Origin of the sequence: Streptomyces sp. NBC_01232, from assembly GCF_035989885.1 — a bacterium.
Lineage (GTDB): Bacteria > Actinomycetota > Actinomycetes > Streptomycetales > Streptomycetaceae > Streptomyces.
In genome coordinates, this window is record NZ_CP108518.1 from 6641324 (window position 1) to 6664319 (window position 22996).

Sequence of the window (22996 nt, forward strand, 5' to 3'; positions counted from 1 at the left end):
CATGTAGCGGTATCTCATTGATACAACCGCTTCATGAGGTCCGCATGCGGAGCGCTCAGGCACCCTCACCGGACTCGAAGGCCAGCAGGCGCACCTTGCGGTCCACCCCGCCGCCGTAGCCCGTCATCCCGCCCGACGCGCCGATCACGCGGTGGCAGGGCACGATGATTCCCACCGGGTTCTTCCCGTTCGCCAGACCCACCGCGCGCGAGGCGTTGGGCTTGCCCAGCCTGGCCGCGAGCTCCCCGTACGACCAGGTCTTGCCGTACGGGATCCGTACGAGCTGGTCCCAGACGCTGCGCTGGAAATCGGTGCCCTCCAGGCGGAGCGGGAGGTCGAACTCGGTGAGCTCCCCGGCGAAGTACGAGTCCAGCTGGCGCACCACTTCGGGGAACGGCTCCTCGGCGGCGTCCACCCGCTCTCCGAAGGACTCCTCGGCGGGCCGGTGGCGCTGCCCGGTCATGTACAGGCCGCTGAGGACCCCGTCCGTGGCGACCAGCGTCAGCGGGCCGTACGGGCTGTCGACGACGGTGTGCCGCTTGGCGGCGTTCATGGTGGATCGCATCGCTGGTGCTCCTCAGGCGGGCAGGTGGTTGATGGGGTGGGCGTCCGTGGCCCACAGGTACTGGACGGCGTACGCACGCCACGGCCGCCACGCGGCCGCCCGCGCGGTCAGCGCCGAGGGCGTGGACGGCAGCCCGAGCCCCTGCGCCGCCCGCCGGACCCCCAGATCGGACGGAAGGAACGCGTCCGGGTCGCCGAGCGCCCGCATCGCGATCACCTCGGTGGTCCAGGGGCCGAAGCCGGGCAGCGCCGACAGCTGCGCCCGCGCGCCGTCCCAGTCACTGTCGAAGCCGAGGGGCAGCGAGCCGTCGGCGAGGGCCGAGACCAGGGTGGTGAGCGTGGCGCGCCGGCTGCGCGGCAGGGCCAGCGCATCCGGGTCCAGTTCAGTGAGCGCCTGCGGGGAGGGGAAGAGGTGGGTCAGCCCGCCCAGCGGGTCCTCCACCCGCTCGCCGTACGCGGTGACCAGCCGGGAGGCGTGCGTGCGGGCGGCCGCGGTGGACACCTGCTGCCCCAGCACCGCCCGTACGGCGAACTCCGCCGCGTCGACCGTACGGGGAACCCGGCGCCCGGGAGCCTTGTCCACGAGCGGGGCCAGCAGCGGGTCGCGGCGCAGCTGCTCGTCGACCGCCTCCGGGTCGGCGTCCAGATCGAGCATCCAGCGGCAGCGGCTGATGGCGATGGTGAGGTCGCGCAGGTCGGTCAGGGCGAGGCGGCAGCCGATGTGGTCGGGCTGCGGGGTCAGAGCGACCACGCCGGTGCCGTACGGCAGGCGCAGGGTGCGGCGGTAGGCGCCGTCACGCCACTCCTCGACCCCCGGGACCGCGGTCGCGGCGAGGTGCCCGAAGAGGTTGTCGGGGTTCAGCGGGGCCCGGAACGGCAGCCGCAGGCTTATCGTCCCGGGGATCCTGGGCGGGGCGTTCTTGTTGCGGCTGGCCTTCACGGCCCGCACCCGCAGCTCGCTGGGGGACAGGGCGAAGACCTCGCGGACCGTGTCGTTGAAGGTCCGGATGGAGGAGAACCCGGAGGCGAAGGCCACATCGCCCATGGGCAGCTCGGAGGTCTCGATGAGCAGCCGGGCGGTCTGGGCGCGCTGGGCCCTTGCCAGGGCGAGCGGCCCGGCCCCCAGCTCGGCGTTGAGCTGCCGCTCGACCTGGCGGGCGGAGTATCCCAGCCTGGTCGCCAGGCCCGGCACGCCCTCCCGGTCCACGACCCCGTCCCGGATCAGCCGCATGGCGCGGGCCACGGCATCGGCCCGTGCGTTCCACTCGGGCGAGCCGGGGCTCGTGTCGGGCCGGCACCGCTTGCAGGCCCTGAACCCTGCCTGCTGGCAGGCGGCGGCGCTGGGCAGGAAGGTCATGTTCGCGACCTTCGGCGGCACGGCGGGGCAGCTGGGCCGGCAGTAGATCCGGGTGGTCAGAACGGCGGTGAAGAACCAGCCGTCGAAGCGGGCGTCCTTCGACTGCACGGCCCTTACGCAGCGCTCGGTGTCGGTGTGCATGGCTCCAGGATCCGGGGTCGACGCACCGCCGGCTGGCGGTTTTCCGACATCAAGGCTACGTCCGGGCCGGGTGCCCGGCGGGGGGTCCGGGCGGGGCCGTGTCCGGCGGCGGGGCGGGGGCCGTCCGGGGTAGGCATGATTTGTGGCCCCCCGGGGAGCCGGAACGTGCTCCGCGGTGAGGGCCAACACATCACGTTGCACACCCCGGACGACCCCCGCCCCACCACCGGCCCCGACCCCGCCCTCCGGGAACGGCAGAAGGCCCCCGGATGCCATCGGCATCCGGGGGCCTTCTCCGGTACAGCTAGCGCAGCGTCGCGGCTCGGGCTTCGCGGCGGTTGTGCCGGAAGGTGTTCGCCTTCCGGGTGGTCGCGAACAGCGGAATGGTCGCCGCCATCGCGATCTGCAGGGCGCAGCCCGTCTGGAGCAGCAGCTGACCGCCCGGGGCGTCGAACGCCCAGGCCGCCAGGAGCCCCATCGCGCTGATGATCCAGCAGAGCATCGCCACCGCGAGGACACCCCGCGGCTTCGGGTACTCGACCCGGCTCACCATCAGCCAGGCCACTCCGATGATCGCCAGCAGCGTCGGGACGAACGGAAGCTCCAGCAGGACGATCGAGACGACCGTCAGCGCGCCGAAGGGGCTCGGCATGCCCTGGAACATGCCGTCCTTCATCGTCACGCAGCTGAATCTCGCGAGTCTGAGCACCACGGCGAGCAGTACGACGATCGCGGCCAGCGCCGACATCTTCTGGTGCGCGTCGACGGCGACCATGCCGTAGACGAGCACGAAGTAGGCCGGTGCGAGGCCGAAGCTGATCAGGTCGGACAGGTTGTCCAGCTCGGCACCCATCGGCGAGCTGCGCAGCTTGCGGGCCACGATGCCGTCGAAGAGGTCGAAGACCGCGGCGAGCAGCATCAGTATCACTGCCGTCGCGGCGCTGTTACGGGCCATGCCCGACTCGCCACTGCCGGTGAGGTGCGGAATGAGGATTCCGGTGGTGGTGAAGTACACCGCCATGAATCCGCACGTCGCGTTACCGAGGGTGAGGGTGTCCGCTATCGACAGCCGCAGCGAGAGCGGCATGTCGTCCTCGGCGGACTCCTCCTCGGCAGGTTCGGGAACCCAGCCCGCGGCCGGAGTCTCAGGGTCAGTCACGGTCAATTCGTGTCACCCCCGCGGTGGTGGCCTGACCGACCTCGACCGCGACCTCGACGCCCTCGGGGAGGTAGATGTCGACGCGGGAGCCGAAGCGGATCAGACCGATGCGTTCGCCCTGCTCCACCTTGGTGCCGGCCGGCAGGTACGGGACGATGCGACGCGCGACGGCGCCGGCGATCTGCACCATCTCGATGTCACCGAGTTCGGTGTCGAAGTGCCAGACAACGCGCTCGTTGTTCTCGCTCTCCTTGTTGAACGCCGGGACGAATCCGCCGGGGATGTGCTCCACGGACGTCACCGTGCCCGCGAGGGGCGCACGGTTGACGTGGACGTTCAGCGGGCTCATGAAGATCGCGACCCGGGTCCGTCCGTCCTTCCACGGCATGATGCTCTGCACCACACCGTCGGCGGGGGAGATGACACGGCCCTGAGCGATCTCGCGCTCGGGGTCGCGGAAGAACCACAGCATGCCCGCGGCGAGCGCGGTGGCGGGCACGGCCGCCGCGGCCCAGCGTCCGGACTTGCGGGCCCGGGTGAGGCTGAGCGCCGCGGTGGCGACGGTCGGCAGAAGCCACGGCGATGCTCCGCGCGCGAGGCGTACGCCAAGGAGGCTGTCGCGAGGTGCAGAGGTTTGGCTGTGGGGCATGGATGACCTTCGTAGCGGGTGATTGCCGCGCCGCAAATAGGGGGACGGGACGGCGGCTTTACTGGAATGCTATCGGTTGCACGCAACAACTGGGCAAGCCAGAAGCCGAGTCGATGACCGCCAGCCAGTCACTGCCAGTGATCCTTTCGCAACGAACCCATGGATGATTCGCTGCAAAAGGGACTTTCAGCCCTGGAGCCGGTACTCCTCGAGCAGGCGTCGCCCGATGATCATTTTCTGGATCTCGGCGGTACCTTCACCGATCAGCAGCATCGGGGCCTCCCGGTAGAGACGCTCGATCTCGTACTCCTTCGAGAAGCCGTATCCGCCGTGGATACGGAAGGCGTCCTCGACGACCTCCTTGCAGTACTCGGAGGCGAGGTACTTCGCCATCCCTGCTTCGAGGTCGTTTCGTTCCCCAGAGTCCTTTTTGCGTGCTGCATTGACCATCATCGCATGGGCGGCTTCGACCTTGGTAGCCATCTCGGCCAGCTTGAACTGAATCGCCTGGTGCTCGGCGATCGCCTTGCCGAAAGTGTGACGTTGCTGGGCATAGGAGACACCCAGTTCGAAAGCACGCTGAGCGACACCGCAGCCACGCGCCGCCACGTTGACGCGGCCGACCTCGACGCCGTCCATCATTTGGTAAAACCCTCGGCCGGTCTGGCCTCCCAGGACCCGATTGGCCGGAATGCGCAGTCCGTCCATGATGAGCTCGGTCGTGTCGACGCCCTTGTAGCCCATCTTGTCGATCTTGCCGGGGATGGTCAGGCCGGGACGCACCTCACCGAAGCCGGGCTCCTTCTCGACGAGGAAGGTCGTCATCGACTTGTGCGGCGCGGTGCCCTCGGGGTGTCCTTCGTCACTCCGGACGAGAACGGCCACCAGGGTGGAGCTGCCACCGTTCGTCAGCCACATCTTCTGGCCGTTCAGGACGTACTCGTCCCCGTCCTTGACCGCCTTGGAGGAGATGGCCGACACGTCCGAGCCCAGCGCCGGCTCCGACATCGAGAACGCGCCGCGCACCTCGCCCAGGGCCATACGCGGGAGGAAGTGGTCCTTCTGCTCCTGCGTGCCGTGCTGCTTGAGCATGTACGCCACGATGAAGTGGGTGTTGATGATGCCCGAGACGGACATCCAGCCGCGGGCGATCTCCTCGACGCACAGGGCGTAGGTGAGGAGCGACTCACCCAGGCCGCCGTACTCCTCCGGGATCATCAGGCCGAAGAGGCCGAGTTCCTTGAGGCCGTCGACGATCTGCTGCGGGTACTCGTCGCGGTGCTCGAGCTCGGTCGCGACCGGGATGATCTCCTTGTCGACGAACTCCCGGACGGTCTTGAGGATCTCCCGCTGGACGTCGGTCAGCCCGGCGGTCTGGGCGAGTCGGGCCATGGCTACTTCCCCTGTTCCTTCAGCGTGGGGCGGCCGGGCTGCTCGCCGCCGCGCTCCTTGATGTACGTCTCGGTCGGGACCATCACCTTGCGCCGGAAGACGCAGACGAGGGTGCCGTCCTGCTTGTAGCCCTTGGTCTCCACGTAGACGATCCCGCGGTCGTTCTTCGACTTCGACGGGGTCTTGTCGAGGACCGTGGTCTCGCCGTAGATCGTGTCGCCGTGGAAGGTCGGCGCCACGTGCCGCAGGGACTCGATCTCCAGGTTGGCGATGGCCTTCCCGGAGACGTCCGGCACGGACATGCCGAGCAGCAGTGAGTAGATGTAGTTGCCCACGACCACGTTCTTGCCGAAGTCCGTGGTGTTCTCGGCGTAATTGCTGTCCATGTGGAGCGGGTGGTGGTTCATGGTCAGCAGACAGAAGAGGTGGTCGTCGTACTCGGTGACCGTCTTCCCGGGCCAGTGCTTGTAGACCGCCCCGACCTCGAACTCTTCGTACGTGCGTCCGAACTGCATGGCGGTCAGGCCTCCGGGATCTCGAACTTGGTGGTGCGCTGCATGCCCGCGGCGCGGCCCTTGCCCGCGATGACCAGGGCCATCTTGCGGCTGGCCTCGTCGATCATCTCGTCGCCGAGCATCGCGGAGCCCTTCTTGCCGCCGGCCTCCGAGGTGCACCAGTCGTACGCGTCGAGGATCAGCTCGGAGTGGTCGTAGTCCTCCTGGGAGGGGGAGAAGACCTCGTTGGCCGCGTCGACCTGACCCGGGTGCAGGACCCACTTGCCGTCGAAGCCCAGCGCCGCCGCCCGGCCGGCCACCTCGCGGTAGGCGTCCACGTCGCGGATCTGGAGGAAGGGGCCGTCGATCGCCTGGAGGTTGTGCATGCGGGCCGCCATCAGGATCCGCATCAGGATGTAGTGGTAGGCGTCCGCGCCGTAGCCGGGCGGCTGCATGCCCACGACCAGGGACTTCATGTTGATCGAGGCCATGAAGTCGGCCGGGCCGAAGATGATGGTCTCCAGGCGCGGCGAGGCGGCGGCGATCTCGTCGACGTTCACCAGGCCCTTGGCGTTCTCGATCTGCGCCTCGATGCCGATCTTGCCGACCTCGAAGCCCATGGTCTTCTCGATCTGGGTCAGCAGGAGGTCGAGCGCCACGACCTGCTGGGCGTCCTGGACCTTCGGCAGCATGATGCAGTCGAGGTTCTGGCCGGCGCCCTCGACGACCGTGATGACGTCACGGTAGGTCCAGTGGGTGGTCCAGTCGTTGACGCGCACGACGCGGGTCTTGCCGGTCCAGTCGCCGTTGTTCAGCGCGTCCACGATCGTGTGGCGGGCGCCTTCCTTGGCGAGCGGCGCGCAGGCGTCCTCCAGGTCCAGGAAGACCTGGTCGGCCGGCAGGCCCTGGGCCTTCTCCAGGAACCGCGGGTTCGAGCCGGGCACCGCGAGGCAGGAGCGACGCGGGCGAAGGCGGTTCACCGGGTGGACTGGCGTGGTCATGCGGGGACCTCCGTGCTTGCAACGAGTGCGTTGTCGATATCGAGGGGAGCGAGCTTGTTGGCCTTGCGGATCTCGTCGACGATACGGCCGATGATCTCCGTGATGCCGAAGTCCTTCGGCGTGAAGACCGCGGCGACACCCGCGGCCTTCAGCGTCACGGCGTCGGCGTTCGGAATGATGCCTCCGACGATGACCGGGATGTCACCCGCCCCCGCCAGCCGCAGGCGTTCCAGGACGTCCGGGACGAGAGCGCTGTGCGAGCCGGACAGGATGGACAGTCCCACGCAGTGCACGTCCTCGGCCAGCGCCGCGGAGGAGATCTCCTCCGGCGTCAGCCTGATGCCCTGGTAGACCACCTCGAAGCCGGCGTCGCGGGCCCGGACTGCGATCTGCTCGGCGCCGTTGGAGTGCCCGTCGAGGCCGGGCTTGCCGACCAGCAGGCGCAGCCGGCCCGAGCCGAGCTCGTCGGCCGTACGGGAGACCTTCTCGCGGACCTCGTGCATCGGCGTGCCGGGCTCGGCGGTGACGGCCACCGGGGCCGAGGAGACCCCGGTCGGGGCGCGGAACTCGCCGAACACCTCGCGCAGGGCGCTGGACCACTCGCCGGTGGTGACACCCGCGCGGGCGCACTCCAGCGTGGCCTCCATGAGGTTCTCGGTGCCCGCCGCGGCCTCCTTGAGGCGTTCCAGCGCCTGCTGGGTGGTGGGGAAGACGAACGGGTCGCCGTTCCCCTGGCGGTCCGAGGACTCCTGGCGCTCGGCGCGCCAGCGGCCGATGCGCTCCACGGTCAGCGCCTCCACGGCGCCGTCGACCGTCATGATGGCGCCGTCCAGGTCGGACGTGAGCGGGTTCTCCTCGGTCTGCTGGAAGCAGTTGACGCCGACGATCTTGTCCTCGCCGGCCTCGATCCGCGCCCGGCGTTCGGCGTGCGAGGCGACCAGCTCGCCCTTCAGGTACCCGGACTCGACGGCCGCCATGGCGCCGCCCATCTCCTGGATCCGGTCGATCTCGGCCAGGCAGTCGGCGACCAGGGAGTCGACTTTGGCTTCGATGACGTGGGATCCGGCGAAGATGTCCTCGTACTCCAGCAGGTCGCTCTCGTGCGCCAGGACCTGCTGGATGCGCAGCGACCACTGCTGGTCCCAGGGCCGGGGCAGGCCCAGCGCCTCGTTCCAGGCGGGCAGCTGCACGGCTCGGGCGCGGGCGTCCTTGGAGAGGGTGACCGCGAGCATCTCCAGCACGATGCGCTGGACGTTGTTCTCGGGCTGGGCCTCGGTCAGTCCCAGGGAGTTGACCTGGACGCCGTAACGGAAGCGACGCTGCTTCGCGTTCTCGATGCCGTACCGCTCCTTGGTGACCTTGTCCCAGATGCGGCCGAAGGCGCGCATCTTGCACATTTCCTCGATGAAGCGGACGCCCGCGTTCACGAAGAAGGAGATGCGGGCGACGACCTCGCCGAAGCGCTCCTCGGGCACCTGGCCCGAGTCGCGCACCGAGTCGAGGACCGCGATCGCCGTGGACATCGCGTACGAGATCTCCTGGACCGGGGTGGCCCCGGCCTCCTGGAGGTGGTACGAGCAGATGTTGATCGGGTTCCACTTGGGGATGTGGTTGACCGTGTAGGCGATCATGTCCGTCGTCAGCCGCAGGGACGGCCCCGGCGGGAAGACGTGCGTCCCGCGCGAGAGGTATTCCTTGACGATGTCGTTCTGGGTGGTGCCCTGGAGCTGGGCGATGTCCGCACCCTGCTCCTCGGCGGCCACCTGGTAGAGCGCCAGCAGCCACATGGCCGTGGCGTTGATCGTCATCGAGGTGTTCATCTGTTCCAGGGGAATGTCCTGGAACAGCCTCCGCATGTCGCCCAGATGGGAGACCGGGACCCCGACCCGGCCCACCTCGCCGCGGGCGAGGATGTGGTCGGGGTCGTAGCCGGTCTGCGTCGGCAGGTCGAACGCGACCGACAGGCCGGTCTGGCCCTTGGCGAGGTTGCGGCGGTACAGCTCGTTGGACGCCTCGGCCGTGGAGTGGCCGGCGTACGTCCGCATGAGCCACGGACGGTCCTTCTGGCGCTCTGTCATCTCAGGCTGTCCCTTAGGCCTTTGAACGGTCTCAGACGTTGCGGAAGCGGTTGATGGCGTCGAGGTGCTTGGCGCGCATCTCGTGGTCGCGGACGCCCAGGCCCTCCTCGGGGGCCAGCGCGAGGACGCCGACCTTGCCCTGGTGGAGGTTGCGGTGGACGTCGTAGGCGGCCTGGCCGGTCTCCTCCAGGGAGTAGACCTTCGACAGGGTGGGGTGGATCTTGCCCTTGGCGATCAGGCGGTTGGCCTCCCACGCCTCGCGGTAGTTGGCGAAGTGCGAGCCGACGATCCGCTTCAGCGACATCCACAGGTAGCGGTTGTCGTACTGGTGCATGTAGCCCGAGGTCGAGGCGCAGGTGGTGATGGTGCCGCCCTTGCGGGTGACGTACACCGAGGCGCCGAAGGTCTCGCGGCCCGGGTGCTCGAAGACGATGTCGATGTCCTCGCCGCCGGTCAGCTCGCGGATCTTGGAGCCGAAGCGCTTCCACTCGCGCGGGTCCTGGGTGTGCTCGTCCTTCCAGAACTTGTAGCCCTCGGCGTTGCGGTCGATGACCGCGGTGGCGCCCATGGCCCGGCAGATGTCCGCCTTCTCGGGGCTGGAGACCACGCAGACCGGGTTGGCGCCGCCGGCCAGCGCGAACTGGGTGGCGTAGGAGCCGAGGCCGCCGCTGGCGCCCCAGATCAGGACGTTGTCGCCCTGCTTCATGCCGGCGCCGTTCTGGGAGACCAGCTGGCGGTAGGCCGTGGAGTTGACCAGACCGGGGGAGGCGGCCTCCTCCCAGCTCAGGTGGTCGGGCTTGGGCATCAGCTGGTTCGACTTGACCAGGGCGATCTCGGCCAGGCCGCCGAAGTTGGTCTCGAAGCCCCAGATGCGCTGCTCGGGGTCGAGCATCGTGTCGTTGTGGCCGTCGGAGGACTCCAGCTCGACCGAGAGGCAGTGCGCCACGACCTCGTCGCCCGGGTTCCAGGCGTTGACGCCGGGGCCGGTGCGCAGGACGACGCCCGCGAGGTCGGAGCCGATGACGTGGTAGGGCAGGTCGTGGCGCTTGGTCAGCTCGGACAGGCGCCCGTAGCGCTCCAGGAAGCTGAAGGTGGAGACCGGCTCGAAGATCGAGGTCCACACGGAGTTGTAGTTGACCGAGGAGGCCATAACGGCGACCAGGGCCTCGCCCGGGCCCAGCTCCGGCACCGGGACGTTGTCCAGGTGGAGGGACTTGCGCGGGTCCTTCTCGCGTGTCGTCAGCCCCGCGAACATCTCCGCCTCGTCCTTGTGCACGGTGATCGCGCGGTACGAGTCGGGCAGCGGCAGCGCTGCGAAGTCTGCGGCGGTGGCGGACTGCGACTGAATCGCGTCCAGGATGTCCTTCACGGTGAGCCTCCGGCTAGCGCTGATGAGGGTGCGCTGAGGTAAACGGGGTGCGTGGTGCGGTGTGGTGTGTGCCGTCGGTCCGGCTGGTGCGGTGCTGCTGGGCTACGCCCGTGGTGAGGCGCGCGGTGCCTGGTGACGCAGGCAATCCGGGGCGCGTTCCACGCCGTGTGGGCGTGGGTCGCGGGGACATCCGGACGACTTCAACGTATGGCACCCCGTGTCACCCGGCAAGGCACCGCGTGCCAAAACTTTCTCTCATTTGCCGATTGACCTGCACCGATGAGCGATGATCGATCAAAGTTACCTGCGAGTAGGGGCAAGCCGGACAAACGAAAGCGGCCGCCCCCGGTACGGGAGCGGCCGCTGTGACCCTTGGCACCTCCCAGCGGTAGCTGGGGGAGTCGCGCGTGGTGCTTCTCGGCTACTTCGGGCGCAGGGCCTCTTCGATGGTCCGCATGACCTCGTCCAGCGGAGCGTCCGTGCGGGCCACCGCCACCAGCACCTCGCCCTGCGTACGGACGGCCGCCGGCGCGGCCGGCGCCGCACCCAGGGTGCGGCCCGCGCCGATGCCCGAGCCGAAGGTGTTCCGGACGATCGAGAAGGCGTGGTCCAGCTGCGCCTCCACGTCCCCCTGGCCGCCCGCCCGCAGCCAGCGCCGCAGGACGTGGTTGTGGGCGGTGACGACCGCCGAGGCGGCCACCTCGGCCAGCAGCGGATCGTCATTGCCGTCGTGGTGATCGGTCTCGTCGAAGTGGGCCAGCAGATAGCGTGTGAACAGCCGCTCGTACCGGGCCACCGAGGCGATCTCCCGCTCCCGCAGCGCCGGTACCTCGCGGGTCAGCCGGTAGCGCTCCACCGACACCGCCGGCGAGGCGGCGTACATCTTCATGACTTCCTTGATCCCGCGGCACACCGTGTCGAGCGGGTGCTCGTGCGCCGGGGCGACGTCCAGGACGGCCTCGGCGCGGGTCAGGGTGTCGTCGTGGTCCGGGAAGATCGCCTCTTCCTTGGACCGGAAGTGCCGGAAGAAGGTCCGGCGCGCCACACCGGCGGTCGCCGCGATCTCGTCGACCGTCGTCGCCTCGTACCCCTTGGTCGCGAAGAGCTCCATGGCCGCGGCGGCGAGCTCGCGGCGCATCTTGAGCCGCTGCGCGGCCGCCTTGGTGCCGGCCGGACTCTCGGGTGTGTCGGAGGCCGTGGCGGCGCGGGGCGAGGTCTTGGCGGGCTGGGACATAGAGCGAAAGTACTTCATTCGTGCAGGGGAGCGCGCCTGCGGGGGGTGGGAGAGGGGTGGATGCGGGGGAGAGCCCGCACTGGGCTCGTGAGGGTTGGCCCGCCGTGAGGGTCCGGCGGGCCCGAGCAGCCCTCCCCACGCATCCGGCTCGTGGCCCGACGGATTACCGGCGGGCGGCGTACTCACGGAATCCGCGGCCGGTCTTCCGGCCCAGGCAGCCCGCCGCCACCAGGTGCTCCAGCAGCGGGGACGGGGCCAGACCCGGGTCGCGGAACTCCGCGTGCAGGACCTTCTCGATGGCCAGCGACACATCGAGCCCGACCACGTCGAGGAGCTCGAACGGCCCCATCGGGTAGCCGCCGCCCAGCTTCATCGCGGCGTCGATCTGGTCGATGTCGGCGTAGTGCTGCTCGACCATCTTGATCGCGTTGTTGAGGTACGGGAACAGCAGCGCGTTCACGATGAAGCCGGCCCGGTCGCCGCAGTCCACGGGGTGCTTGCGCACCTTGACGCAGATCTCGCGGACCGTGGCGTGCACGTCGTCGGACGTCAGGACGGTCCGGACCACCTCGACCAGCTTCATCGCCGGGGCCGGGTTGAAGAAGTGCATGCCGATCACGTCCTCGGGACGCGAGGTCACGCGGGCGATCGCGATGACCGGCAGCGAGGAGGTGGTCGTGGCCAGCACCGCGCCCGGCTTGCAGACCTTGTCCAGGGAAGCGAACAGCTCCTGCTTGACCGCCAGGTCCTCGGCGACGGCCTCCACGGCCAGGTCCACCTCGGCGAAGGCGTCCAGCGAACCGGCCGGAGTGATCCGCTCCAGGGTCTGCGCGGCGCCCTCCTCGGTCAGGCGGCCCTTGGACACCGCACGGCCCAAGGACTTCCCGATCGCGGCCTTGGCGGCCTCGGCCTTCTCCTGGCTGCGGGCGGCGAGCACCACGCTGTAGCCGGCCTGCGCGAAGACCTGGGCGATTCCGCTCGCCATCGTCCCGGAGCCGGCCACACCGACGGAGGCGACGGGGCGGCCCGCGCCGATGAGGGACCCGTCGAGCGGGGTCTGGAGGTCGCGGACGATCACCGGGCTGCCCGCGGTCTCGTACGTGTAGAAGCCGCGGCCGGACTTCTGGCCGGTGAGGCCGGCCTCGGCGAGCTGGCCCAGGATCGGGGCCGGGGCGTGCAGCCGGTCGCCGGAGGAGGCGTACATGGCCTCCAGGACGGTGCGGGCGGTGTCCACGCCGATCAGGTCGAGCAGCGCGAGCGGGCCCATGGGCAGGCCGCAGCCGAGCCGCATCGCCGCGTCGATGTCCTCGCGGGAGGCGTACCGGGCCTCGTACATCGCGGCGGCCTGGTTGAGGTAGCCGAAGAGCAGGCCGTCGGCGACGAAGCCGGGCCGGTCGCCGACCGGGACGGGCTCCTTGCCGAGCTCGCGGGCCAGCTCGGTGACCGCCTCGACGGCCGGCGGGGCGGTCAGGACGCAGGAGACGATCTCGACCAGCTTCATCGCGGGCGCCGGGTTGAAGAAGTGCAGGCCCAGCACCCGCTCGGGGCGCAGGGACTCGGCGGCCATCCGCGTGACCGACAGGGCGTTGGTGCCGGTCGCCAGGATGGTGTCGGGCCGGACGATCGCGTCGAGCTCGCGGAACACCTGCTGCTTGATCTCGTACGACTCGGGCACGACCTCGATGACGAGGTCGGCCTCGGCGGCCGCGCCCAGGTCGGTGAACGTGCGGAAGCGGGCGAGCACGTCGGCCCGCTCCTGCTCGGTGAGCAGCTCCCGGGTGACGGAGCGGGCGGTGGCCGAGGCGAGGGCGGCCGCGGCCCGGTGGGCGGCGGCCTCGCTGATGTCGATGCCGATGACCTCGCGGCCGGACCGGGCGAGGACCTCGGCGATGCCGGTGCCCATCGTGCCGAGGCCGACGACGGCGATGGTCTGCAGGGTGGGGTGACTGGACTGACGGTCCATCGAGGGACTCCAGTGGAAGAGGGTGACGACTGAGGGGCGCGCGGCGCACGGCGCGCGCGGATGCCGTACGGAAGAGCCGTGCGGTGGAAGGCCCGGGGTGAGGGGGCCGAGGGGAGCAGCCCTCGGGGAGCGGGTCCCCGGGGCGAGAACGGCGGAACCCTGTCCCGGGGTCACGCCGTGAATACGAACCGACCGACACGAGGCGGCTGCGTCACCAGGCCGCCCTCGTACGTTGTTGCAACGACAGTAACTCGCCGGTAACTGGTGCGCCATAGCGCGGAGATGTGACCTGTACCGCCCAAATGTACCGATCATCGATCATCGATCAACCGGCTGTCGCCGATGTCCCGAAACCCGGCGCGGCGACCGCTGTGTCCCCCTAGGGTGGCCGGGTGAACGACGTGCTGGAGCGCCTGCGGGCGGAGGCGGGACCGTCACCCGAGTACGAGGTGCTGCTCACGGCCGCCCCCGACGGCCTGGCCGCCTCCCTGACCTCGTCCGGACTGCCCCTGTGGGCCCGCGAACTGGCCGCGTACCGGCTGGGCCTCGCGGGAGACCGGCGCGCCTTCGAAGCCCTCGTCCTGCTCCTCAACCACCGCGACCCGGCCCGCTGCGCGGCCGCCGCCGAGGCGCTGGCCGTCCTGGACGACCCGCGCACCGCCCGCGCCGCCGCGGCGCTCGCCACCAACAGCCTGCGCACGGCCTACGCCCTGCAGCCCGTGCGCCTGCTCACCGCCCTGCGCGCCCCCGAATCCGTACCGGCCCTGATGGCCACCCTGGGGCGGCTGCTGTCCCCGCACGACCCGTACTGGCGCGTGGCCCTAGCCTGCGTCGAGGGGCTCGGCGCCCTCGCCGACCCCCGCGCCCGCGAACTGCTCACCCGCGCCCAGTCCCACCCCCGGCTCGCGGTGGCGGCGACGGCCGCGCTGCGCGGACTGGGCTGAGGGCCCGTACGGGATCACCCGACGGGCCCGGCGGCCGCTCGGCCCCCGGGCCGTCGCGGAGGTCAGCCCCGGAAGCCGAGCAGGCCGTGCAGGGCCGCGCCGCCCGCCGAGGCCGGCACGGCGCGGGTGGCCGTGGACGGCTTCGGGGCCGCCTGCGCGGGGCAGGTGGCGTCCGAGGCCCTGCCCGTCGTCAGGTAGGCCGCCACCTTGTCGTCCAGGCACTTGTTGCCGCTCAGGGCGATGCCGTGATTGCCGCCGCCCTCCTCGACCACCAGGGCCGAACCCGACAGCTTGTCCCGCATGCTGAGCGCCCCCTCGAAGGGGGTCGCCGCGTCCTCCGTCGCCTGGAGCAGGAGGGCGGGCGGCAGGTCCGCATTGGTGATGTCGGGGGCCTGCAGCGACTCCGTCGGCCAGAACGCGCACGGGGCGTTGTACCAGGCGTTGTTCCAGGTCATGAACGGCGCCTTGGCGTGGGTGCTCCACATGTCCGCACGCCACTGGTTCCAGTCCTTCGGCCAGGCGGAGTCCCGGCACTGGACCGCCGTGTAGACGCTGTAGCCGTTGCCCGCGGAGGGCTCCACCGCGCCGAACCGCTCGTAGGCGGCCACCAGCGGCTTCGGGTCCTTGCCCACCGAGAACGCCGCGAAGGCCTCGGCGAGGTTCGGCCAGTAGCCGTTGTAGTAGCCGCCGGGCATGAAGGTGTCCTCCAGCTCCGCCGGGCCCACCTTGCCGCCCGCCGGGGTCTCGCGCAGCGCGTCCCGCATCGCGTACCAGCGCCGCTCCACCGTCGCCGGGTCGGTGCCCAGCCGGTAGGTGGCGTCGTACTGCGCGACCCAGGCCAGGAAGGCCTTGTGGCGGGCGTCGAAGGCGAGGTCCTGGGCGAGGTTGTCCTCGTACCAGACCCCGCCCGGGTCGACCACGGAGTCCAGGACGAGCCGGTGCACGCGGCCCGGGTGGAGCTTGGCGTACACCGCGCCCAGATACGTCCCGTAGGAGTAGCCGAAGTAGCTGATCCGCTCGGCGCCGAGGGCGGTGCGAAGCGCCTCGATGTCCTTGGCGGCCGAGACGGTGTCGATGTACGGCAGCACGTCCGCGTGCTTGGTGCCGCAGGACTCGGCGAAGGACCGGACCCGGTCCAGGTTGGCCCGCTCGGTCGCCTCGTCCATGGGGACCGAGTCCGGCCGGGCGGGCTTGAAGTGGCCGGCAGCGCAGTCCAGGGCGGGCTCGCTCTTGCCGACGCCCCGGGGATCGAAGCCGATCACGTCGTACTGGGCGGCCACTTCCTTGGGCAGGGCGGAGGCGATGTACCCGGCCAGGCTGCGGCCGCTGCCGCCCGGGCCGCCGGGGTTGACCAGCAGGGGGCCCTGGGAGGTGGGGCCGGTGTGGGGGACCCGGGTCAGGGCCAGGGTGATCTGGCGCCCGCCGGGCCGTGCGTGGTCGAGGGGCACCTTGAGGGACGCGCACTGCAGCGTGGGGTACCGCGGGGTCGTGCAGCCGGTCCAGCGCAGCGCCGCACGGGCCGGCGCCGGTGCGGCCGGACCGGCCGGTGCGGCCGTGACCGGGGTCGCGAGGGCGGCGGCGACGGTGGCGGCGACGGTGGAGATCGACAGCAGGACAGCGGCGCGCTTCTTCAAGGGGTGGAGCATGGGGCCTCCCAGCCGAGGGTTCTGGGCGGAATCGTCCCGGAAACCGCGCCCGGAAGGCGGGATTGTGCCGCCTATTGGCCCGATGTGATGACCGTTCAGGCGACGCCGGCCGTCACAGGAGGCTGAGCTGGGTGGCTCCGGCGGGCCCGGAGCCCTCCGGGCGCTCCGGGGTGACGATCCGGCGCGGCGCGCCCCGCCGCCCCGGACCGATGCCGAATTCGGCCGCCAGTTCGTGGACTTGGCGGGTGATCCGGCGCTGGTACCAGGTGGGCGCGTACGAACCGCCCGCGTACATCCGCTCGTACCGGGGGACCAGGTGGGGGTGGTGGGCGCCCAGCCATGCCGTGAACCACTCGCGCGCCCCCGGCCGCAGATGGAGTACCAGGGGTGTCACGGAGGTCGCGCCGGACTCGGCCACGGCGCGCACGGTCGCGCGCAGCTGCTCCGGGGAGTCCCCGAGGAAGGGGATCACCGGGGCCATCAGTACCCCGCACTCGATCCCGGCATCGGTCAGGGCCCGTACGGCGCCCAGCCGGGCGGCGGGGGAGGGGGTGCCCGGCTCGACGGTGCGCCAGAGGCCGGGGTCGGTGAAGCCGACGGAGACCGAGATGCCGACCTCGGTGACCTCGGCGGCCTCCTGAAGGAGGGGGAGGTCGCGCAGGATCAGCGTGCCCTTGGTGAGGATCGAGAAGGGGTTGGCCCGGTCGCGCAGCGCCTCGATGATCCCGGGCATCAGCCGGTAGCGGCCCTCTGCCCGCTGGTAGCAGTCGACGTTGGTCCCCATGGCGATGTGCGCGCCGCTCCAGCGGGGCGAGCCGAGCTCGCGGCGCAGCAGTTCGGGGGCGTTGGTCTTGACGACGATCTGGGAGTCGAAGCCGAGGCCGGTGTCGAGGTCGAGGTAGCTGTGGGTCTTGCGGGCGAAGCAGTAGACACAGGCGTGGCTGCATCCCCGGTACGGGTTCACGGTCCATTCGAACGGCATGCGCGAGGCGCCGGGCACCCGGTTGACGATCGACTTGGCGCGTACCTCGTGGAAGGTGATCCCCCGGAACTCGGGGGTGTCGATGGTGCGGGTCACGACGGCCCCGGCCCCGAACAGCGCGGCCGGCCCCGCGGATCCCTCGGTCAGGTTCTCCCAGCGCATGAGGCGCCTCCCTCGGTAGCTCTGGCGCCGAGAATAGAACAAACGTTCCCATGATCGTGCGGGTCGAAATCCCTTTGATCGCATCTGAGCGGGTGTGCGATCTTCCGGCCATGGCTGGAATGCGGATCGTGGTGTGCCTCCCCGGCGACGCCCGGACCAGGCTCGACGAGGCTCTCGCCGAGGCGATGGCCCCCTTCGGGATCGACTTCACCCGGGGCGAGGACTTGGACATCTGGGACGGGTGGGGCATCTGCGGCAACGGCACCCACCGCGACGGACTCCAGCTGTCGCCGGGGTACGAGGACGACCCGCGGATCGTGCGCGACCGCAGCGATGAGGGCGTGCCCGGATGGTGCGCGGGCGGGCCCCGTGAGGCGATGGCCTTCGCCGGGATCCGGGCCGAGGCGCGGGACACCGCCCGGGCCGCATGGGACCTGTGGCGGGAGCTGTCCCGGAGCCACCCGCCGGCCGAGCCGCGCCGCGTGGTGGCGGGCACGCCGTGGCGTACTTCGCAGGAGTGCCGGGCCGGGCACCTGGCCGACGAGGAGGCGAGGGCGGCGTTCGACGCCCAGCCGCTGGTCGCCGCCTACCGGGAGGGTGTGGCCGCCCTGCTGGAGGCCCGCCGCGGGTACGACCTCGGCGGGTTCCTCCAGGGAGGAGCCGCCGCCGAGACCGTCGGCCGGACCGGCCGGGAGGAGTTCGCCGCCGCGGAGAGCGCCGGGACCCCTTCGCACCGGCACGTGCTCACCCTCGACGGCTGGTGGTACGGCGAGGACGACCCCGCCGTCCACGGCGCCTGCGACGGCCCGGACGTCTGCGTCCATCGCCCGCCCCTGCCCGGGCCCCGGCAGACCGCCACGGCCAGGTACGTGGAGGAGCTGCCCGGGGACACGCTCCTGGTCAAGCTCCGCTGCCACGTCTGACCCGGATTTGGGCGCCCGGCCCGGAGGTGGTTGGCTTCGCCGTGACGAGCGATCACAACTGCTGGAGGAACAGCTATGGCGCAGGTCGAGGCCACCACGGAGCGGATCATCGCGGCCGACGCGGAGACCGTGTTCGACGCGCTGGCGGACTACACCGGGACCCGCGGGAAGGTGCTGCCCGAGCACTTCAGCGAGTACGAGGTGCGCGAGGGCGGCGACGGCGAGGGCACCCTGGTGCACTGGAAGCTCCAGGCCACCAGCAAGCGCGTGCGCGACTGCCTGCTCGAGGTCACCGAGCCCACCGACGGCCAGCTGGTGGAGAAGGACCGCAACTCCTCCATGGTCACCACCTGGACCGTCACCCCCGCGGGCGAGGGCAAGTCCAGGGCCGTGGTCAGCACCGTGTGGAACGGCGCCGGCGGCATCGGCGGCTTCTTCGAGCGCACCTTCGCGCCCAAGGGCCTCGGCCGGATCTACGACACCCTGCTCGAGAACCTGGCCACCGAAGTGGAGCGCTGAGCAACGGCGTTGACGGTGGGGCCGGGGCAGCGGCCTCACCGGATCGGGTGAACCGGGAGACCGCCCGCCCCCGCGGGCCGCGCGCCGCGCCGGAGCGCGAGCCCCCGGCCGCGGGGCACCTCGGCGGCTAGGGTGGGCACCCTGAGCGCAACCGACCGCCCGGGGGCCCGATGAAGATCCTCATCTCCGCCGACATGGAAGGCGCCACCGGCGTCACCTGGCCCGCGGACGTGCTGCCCGGAACCCCGCAGTGGGAGCGCTGCCGCGCGATGTTCACCTCGGACGTGAACGCCGCCGTACTCGGCTTCTACGACGGCGGAGCCGACCGGGTCGTCATCAACGAGGCGCACTGGACCATGCGCAACCTGCTCCTGGAGAAGCTCGACGCCCGCGCCGAGATGATCACCGGCCGCCACAAGACGCTCTCCATGGTCGAGGGCGTCCAGCACGGCGACGTCGACGGCATCGCCTTCGTCGGCTACCACACCGGCGCCGGCTCCGAAGGGGTCCTCGCCCACACCTACCTCGCCAACTCCATCACCGGAGTCTGGGTCAACGGGGTGCGCGCCAGCGAGGGGCTGCTGAACGCCCACGTCGTCGCCGAGTACGGGGTCCCCGTCATCCTGGTCACCGGCGACGACCTCACCTGCGTCGACGCCGCCGGATACGCCCCCGGAGCGGCCACCGTCGCCGTCAAGGACCACATCTCGCGCTACGCCGCCGTGTGCCGGACCCCGGCCCGCACCGCCGCCGACATCCGGGCCGCCGCCAAGGAGGCCACCGCCCTCGCCGTGCGCCACGAACCGGTCCGCGGCGGCCCCTTCACCGTGGAGCTGGAGTTCGACGCCGCGCACCTGGCCATGTCCGCGACGGTCGTCCCGGGCGTGGAGCGGAGCGGCGAGCGCAGGGTCGCCTACGCCGGCGAAACGATGTACGAGGCGATCCGCGCCTTCAAAGCGGTCACGACGGTCGTCTCGGCGGCCGTGGAGGAGCAGTATGGCTGACATGTGCGCAATCAACACCGAGGCCCCCGCCGGCGCCGTCGACACCGCGGACGCGGTGGACGCGCTGGCCCTCGACGAGGCCGTCGAGTTCACCTCCGGCCTCATCAGGATCGACACCACCAACCGGGGCGGCGGCGACTGCCGCGAGCGCCCCGCCGCCGAATACGTCGCCGAACGGCTCGCCGCCGCCGGCCTGGAGCCGGTCCTGCTGGAGCGCACCCCGGGCCGCACCAACGTGGTCGCCCGGATCGAGGGCACGGACCCGTCCGCCGAGGCCCTCCTCGTCCACGGGCACCTCGACGTGGTCCCGGCCGAGGCCGCCGACTGGAGCGTGGACCCCTTCTCCGGCGAGGTGCGGGACGGCGTGGTCTGGGGGCGCGGCGCCGTCGACATGAAGAACATGGACGCGATGGTGCTGGCCGTCGTACGGGCCTGGGCGCGCGCGGGAGTCAAGCCGCGCCGGGACATCGTGATCGCCTACACCGCCGACGAGGAGGACAGCGCGGTCGACGGCTCCGGCTTCCTCGCCGACCACCACCCGCACCTCTTCGAAGGCTGCACCGAGGGCATCAGCGAGTCGGGCGCCTTCACCGTGCACACCGGCCCCGGCGGCCGCTCCCTCTACCCGATCGCGGCCGGGGAGCGCGGCACCGCCTGGCTGAAGCTGACCGCGCACGGCACCGCCGGGCACGGCTCCAAGCCCAACCGGGCCAATGCCGTCAGCCGGCTCGCCGCCGCCGTCGCACGGATCGGCGAGTACGAATGGCCGGTCCGGCTCACCGACACCGTCACCGCATGCATCACCGAACTCGCCGTCCTGCAGGGCCTGTCGGTGGACCCGGACCGGCCGGACGCCGACCTCGACGAGCTCCTCGACCGGCTCGGTCCGGCCGCCGCCCTGGTCCGGGCGACCGTCCGCAACAGCGCCAACCCGACCATGCTCAGAGCCGGTTACAAGCTCAACGTGATCCCCGAGCACGCCACCGCCTACGTCGACGGCCGGACCGTCCCCGGCGGCGAGGCCGAGTTCGCCGCCACCCTCGACGCCCTCACCGGCCCCGACGTGCGCTGGGAGTTCCACCACCGGGAGGTCGCCCTCCAGGCCCCCGTGAACGGGCGGACGTACGGGATCCTGCGCGAATCGGTCGAGCGTTTCGACCCGGCCGGGCACGTGGTCCCCTTCTGCATGGCGGGCGGCACCGACGCCAAGCAGTTCTCCCGCCTCGGCATCACCGGCTACGGCTTCTCGCCGCTGAAGCTGCCGCCCGGCTTCGACTACTGGGCCCTCTTCCACGGCGTGGACGAGCGGGTACCCGTCGACGCCCTGCACTTCGGCGTCCGCGTCCTCGACCGCGCGCTGCGGACCCTGTGAGCGGGGCCCGGTGATGACCACGACGACCCGGCCCTACGGAAGCTGGCCCTCACCCATCGACGCGGCCCTCGCCGCCTCGCTCGACGGGCGGCCCGAATACCTCGGCACGGTCGGCCCCGAGGTGTGGTGGACCGAGCCGCGGCCCCAGGAGGAGGGCCGCCGCACCCTGGTGCGCCGCCGCCTCGTCGACGGCGGGCCCGAGATCACCGAACTGCCCGCCCCGTGGAACGTGCGCAGCCGCGTCACCGAATACGGCGGCCTGCCCTGGGCCGGGGCGCAGCGGCCCGCCGACGGACCCCTGCTGGTCTTCGTCCACTTCGCCGACCAGCGGCTGTACGCGTACGAGCCCGACGCGCCCGGCAGCCCCGGGCCGCGGCCCCTGACCCCGCTCTCCCGGACCGGCGGCGGCCTGCGCTGGGCCGACCCGGTGCTGCGCGGCGACGAGGTCTGGTGCGTGCTGGAGGAGTTCACCGGGCCCGCGCCGACCGATGTGCGCCGGGTGGCGGCCGCCGTACCGCTGGACGGCTCGGCGGCCGGGAACCGGGCCGCCGTGAGGGAGCTGACGGACGACCGGTACCGGTTCACCACCGGGCCACGGCTCTCCCCGGACGGGCGGTGCGCCGCCTGGCTGGCGTGGGACCACCCCCGCATGCCCTGGGACGGTACCGAGCTGAGGGTCGCCGAGGTCACCGAGGACGGACACCTGGCCGACCCCCGGACCGTGCTCGGCGGCCCCGACGAGGCCGTCGCCCAGGTCGAGTGGACGGCCGAGGGGACCCTCCTCGCGGTCAGCGACCGCGGCGGCTGGTGGAACCCGTACAGCGTGGACCCGCGGACCGGCTGGGCGATCAACCTCTGCCCGAGGGAGGAGGAGTTCGGCGGCCCGCTGTGGAAGCCGGGGCTGCGCTGGCTCGCGCCGCTCCCGGGGGACACACCGCACACCGCGGGATCGGGGGCCGGCCTCGTCGCCGTCCTGCACGGGCAGGGCTCCCCGGTGCTGGGCATCCTCGACCCGGAGAGCGGCGACCTGGTGGACGCCGCCGGACCGTGGACCGCCTGGCAGCCGACCCTCGCCGTGCACGGCACCCGCGTCTACGGGGTCGCCGCCAGCCCGCGCAGCGCCTACGAGGTGGTCGAGCTGGACACCGCCACCGGGCACGCCCGGGCGGTCGGCGCGCAGCGCCCGGACCCGGTGGACCCCGCCTACTACCCGGAGCCGCAGAGCCGCACCTTCCTCGGCCCCGACAACCGGCAGATCCACGCGCACGTCTACCCGCCGCACCACCCGGCCTGCCGGGCCGCCGCCGACGAACTGCCCCCCTACGTGGTCTGGGCGCACGGCGGCCCCACCGACCACGTGCCGCCCGTACTCGACCTGCACATCGCGTACTTCACGTCGCGCGGCATCGGCGTGGTCGAGGTGAACTACGGCGGGTCCACCGGCTACGGCCGGGCCTACCGGGAGCGGCTGCGCGAGCAGTGGGGCGTGGTGGACGTGGAGGACTGCGCTGCGGTGGCGCGTGCGCTGGCCGCCGAGGGCACCGCCGACCCCGCCCGGCTCGCCATCCGCGGCGGCAGCGCGGGCGGCTGGACGGCGGCGGCCTCGCTGGCCGCCACCGACCTGTACGCCTGCGCCGCGATCATCTATCCGGTGCTGGACCTGCTCGGCTTCGCCGAGGAGACCCACGACCTCGAATCCCGCTACATCGACGGCCTGGCCGGGCCGCCGCAGACCCTCGCCGTGGTGAACCGCGAGCGCTCGCCGGTGGCCCGGGCCGACGGGATCACCGCCCCGTTCGTCCTCCTCCAGGGACTGGAGGACCCGGTCTGCCCGCCGGCCCAGGCGGAGCGGCTGCTGGACGCCCTGCGGGGCCGGCCGGTGCCGCACGCGTACGTGACCTTCGAGGGCGAGGGCCACGGCTTCCGGCGGGCCGACACCATGATCCGTGCGCTGGAGGCCGAACTGTCGCTGTACGGACAGGTCTTCGGCATCGAACGCACCGATGTCCCGCGGCTGGAGCTGGCACTGGAGGTCTGACGGGG

Annotated in this window: 19 protein-coding genes; 6 read left to right on the forward strand and 13 right to left on the reverse strand. The window is 71.5% G+C overall.

All coding sequences use genetic code 11. From position 1 onward, the window contains the following. Positions 1 to 55 precede the first annotated feature (55 nt). The 11 genes from OG444_RS30600 to OG444_RS30650 all read right to left on the reverse strand — a co-directional run bounded on the left by OG444_RS30600 (position 56) and on the right by OG444_RS30650 (position 13401). Positions 56 to 565: a methylated-DNA--[protein]-cysteine S-methyltransferase gene (locus OG444_RS30600; RefSeq protein ID WP_327265229.1), complete on the reverse strand. Its 510-nt coding sequence runs from the start codon at positions 563 to 565 to the stop codon at positions 56 to 58. Positions 566 to 577: 12 nt separating this feature from the next. After that, complete coding sequence (locus OG444_RS30605; protein ID WP_327265230.1) at positions 578 to 2062, reverse strand: AlkA N-terminal domain-containing protein; 1485 nt, start codon at positions 2060 to 2062, stop codon at positions 578 to 580. 304 nt (positions 2063 to 2366) lie between these two features. After that, the gene (gene pssA / locus OG444_RS30610) at positions 2367 to 3227 is read right to left on the reverse strand and encodes a CDP-diacylglycerol--serine O-phosphatidyltransferase (RefSeq protein ID WP_327265231.1); all 861 of its coding nucleotides are present in this window, start codon (positions 3225 to 3227) and stop codon (positions 2367 to 2369) included. Then, positions 3214 to 3870, reverse strand: coding sequence for a phosphatidylserine decarboxylase (locus OG444_RS30615; RefSeq protein WP_030010161.1), 657 nt, complete (start codon positions 3868 to 3870; stop codon positions 3214 to 3216). Before OG444_RS30615 ends, pssA begins: the two co-directional genes overlap by 14 nt. Positions 3871 to 4056: 186 nt before the next feature. Beyond that, positions 4057 to 5262: an acyl-CoA dehydrogenase family protein gene (locus OG444_RS30620; RefSeq protein WP_030027413.1), complete on the reverse strand. Its 1206-nt coding sequence runs from the start codon at positions 5260 to 5262 to the stop codon at positions 4057 to 4059. A gap of 2 nt (positions 5263 to 5264) precedes the next feature. After that, positions 5265 to 5777, reverse strand: coding sequence for a MaoC family dehydratase (locus OG444_RS30625; RefSeq protein ID WP_030010163.1), 513 nt, complete (start codon positions 5775 to 5777; stop codon positions 5265 to 5267). A gap of 5 nt (positions 5778 to 5782) precedes the next feature. After that, entirely contained in the window at positions 5783 to 6757 is a 975-nt protein-coding gene (locus OG444_RS30630) for an HpcH/HpaI aldolase/citrate lyase family protein (RefSeq protein WP_327265232.1), read from the reverse strand. Continuing rightward, entirely contained in the window at positions 6754 to 8835 is a 2082-nt protein-coding gene (locus tag OG444_RS30635; protein ID WP_327265233.1) for a protein meaA, read from the reverse strand. The genes OG444_RS30630 and OG444_RS30635 overlap by 4 nt, the downstream gene beginning before the upstream one ends. A 31-nt stretch (positions 8836 to 8866) precedes the next feature. Next, positions 8867 to 10204 carry a crotonyl-CoA carboxylase/reductase gene (ccrA, locus tag OG444_RS30640; protein WP_327265234.1) on the reverse strand — a complete coding sequence of 446 codons (1338 nt, stop codon included), beginning with the start codon at positions 10202 to 10204 and terminating at the stop codon, positions 8867 to 8869. 421 nt (positions 10205 to 10625) lie between these two features. Then, positions 10626 to 11438 carry a TetR family transcriptional regulator gene (locus OG444_RS30645; protein WP_327265235.1) on the reverse strand — a complete coding sequence of 271 codons (813 nt, stop codon included), beginning with the start codon at positions 11436 to 11438 and terminating at the stop codon, positions 10626 to 10628. Positions 11439 to 11601: 163 nt separating this feature from the next. Then, positions 11602 to 13401: a 3-hydroxyacyl-CoA dehydrogenase family protein gene (locus OG444_RS30650; protein WP_327265236.1), complete on the reverse strand. Its 1800-nt coding sequence runs from the start codon at positions 13399 to 13401 to the stop codon at positions 11602 to 11604. Between the two features lie 392 nt (positions 13402 to 13793). Here OG444_RS30650 and OG444_RS30655 point away from each other — a divergent pair, with 392 nt between their 5' ends. Then, positions 13794 to 14345 (forward strand): HEAT repeat domain-containing protein, encoded by a 552-nt coding sequence (locus tag OG444_RS30655; protein WP_327265237.1) that lies wholly within the window; start codon positions 13794 to 13796, stop codon positions 14343 to 14345. A 62-nt stretch (positions 14346 to 14407) separates the two neighbouring features. Here the strand turns inward: OG444_RS30655 and OG444_RS30660 are convergent, their stop codons facing one another. Further along, positions 14408 to 15991, reverse strand: coding sequence for an alpha/beta hydrolase (locus tag OG444_RS30660; RefSeq protein WP_327265238.1), 1584 nt, complete (start codon positions 15989 to 15991; stop codon positions 14408 to 14410). Between the two features lie 112 nt (positions 15992 to 16103). Then, on the reverse strand, positions 16104 to 17135 hold the full coding sequence (locus OG444_RS30665) for an Rv2578c family radical SAM protein (RefSeq protein WP_327265239.1): 1032 nt from the start codon (positions 17133 to 17135) through the stop codon (positions 16104 to 16106). Between the two features lie 110 nt (positions 17136 to 17245). Between OG444_RS30665 and OG444_RS30670 the strand changes: the two genes are divergently transcribed. The 5 genes from OG444_RS30670 to OG444_RS30690 all read left to right on the forward strand — a co-directional run bounded on the left by OG444_RS30670 (position 17246) and on the right by OG444_RS30690 (position 22991). After that, the gene (locus OG444_RS30670; RefSeq protein WP_327265240.1) at positions 17246 to 18058 is read left to right on the forward strand and encodes a hypothetical protein; all 813 of its coding nucleotides are present in this window, start codon (positions 17246 to 17248) and stop codon (positions 18056 to 18058) included. Between the two features lie 75 nt (positions 18059 to 18133). Beyond that, on the forward strand, positions 18134 to 18577 hold the full coding sequence (locus tag OG444_RS30675) for an SRPBCC family protein (protein ID WP_327265241.1): 444 nt from the start codon (positions 18134 to 18136) through the stop codon (positions 18575 to 18577). A gap of 170 nt (positions 18578 to 18747) precedes the next feature. Then, positions 18748 to 19581, forward strand: coding sequence for a M55 family metallopeptidase (locus OG444_RS30680; protein WP_327265242.1), 834 nt, complete (start codon positions 18748 to 18750; stop codon positions 19579 to 19581). Between the two features lies 1 nt (position 19582). After that, positions 19583 to 20953, forward strand: coding sequence for a M20/M25/M40 family metallo-hydrolase (locus tag OG444_RS30685; RefSeq protein ID WP_327265243.1), 1371 nt, complete (start codon positions 19583 to 19585; stop codon positions 20951 to 20953). A gap of 13 nt (positions 20954 to 20966) precedes the next feature. Continuing rightward, the gene (locus OG444_RS30690) at positions 20967 to 22991 is read left to right on the forward strand and encodes a S9 family peptidase (protein WP_327265244.1); all 2025 of its coding nucleotides are present in this window, start codon (positions 20967 to 20969) and stop codon (positions 22989 to 22991) included. Positions 22992 to 22996 lie beyond the last annotated feature (5 nt).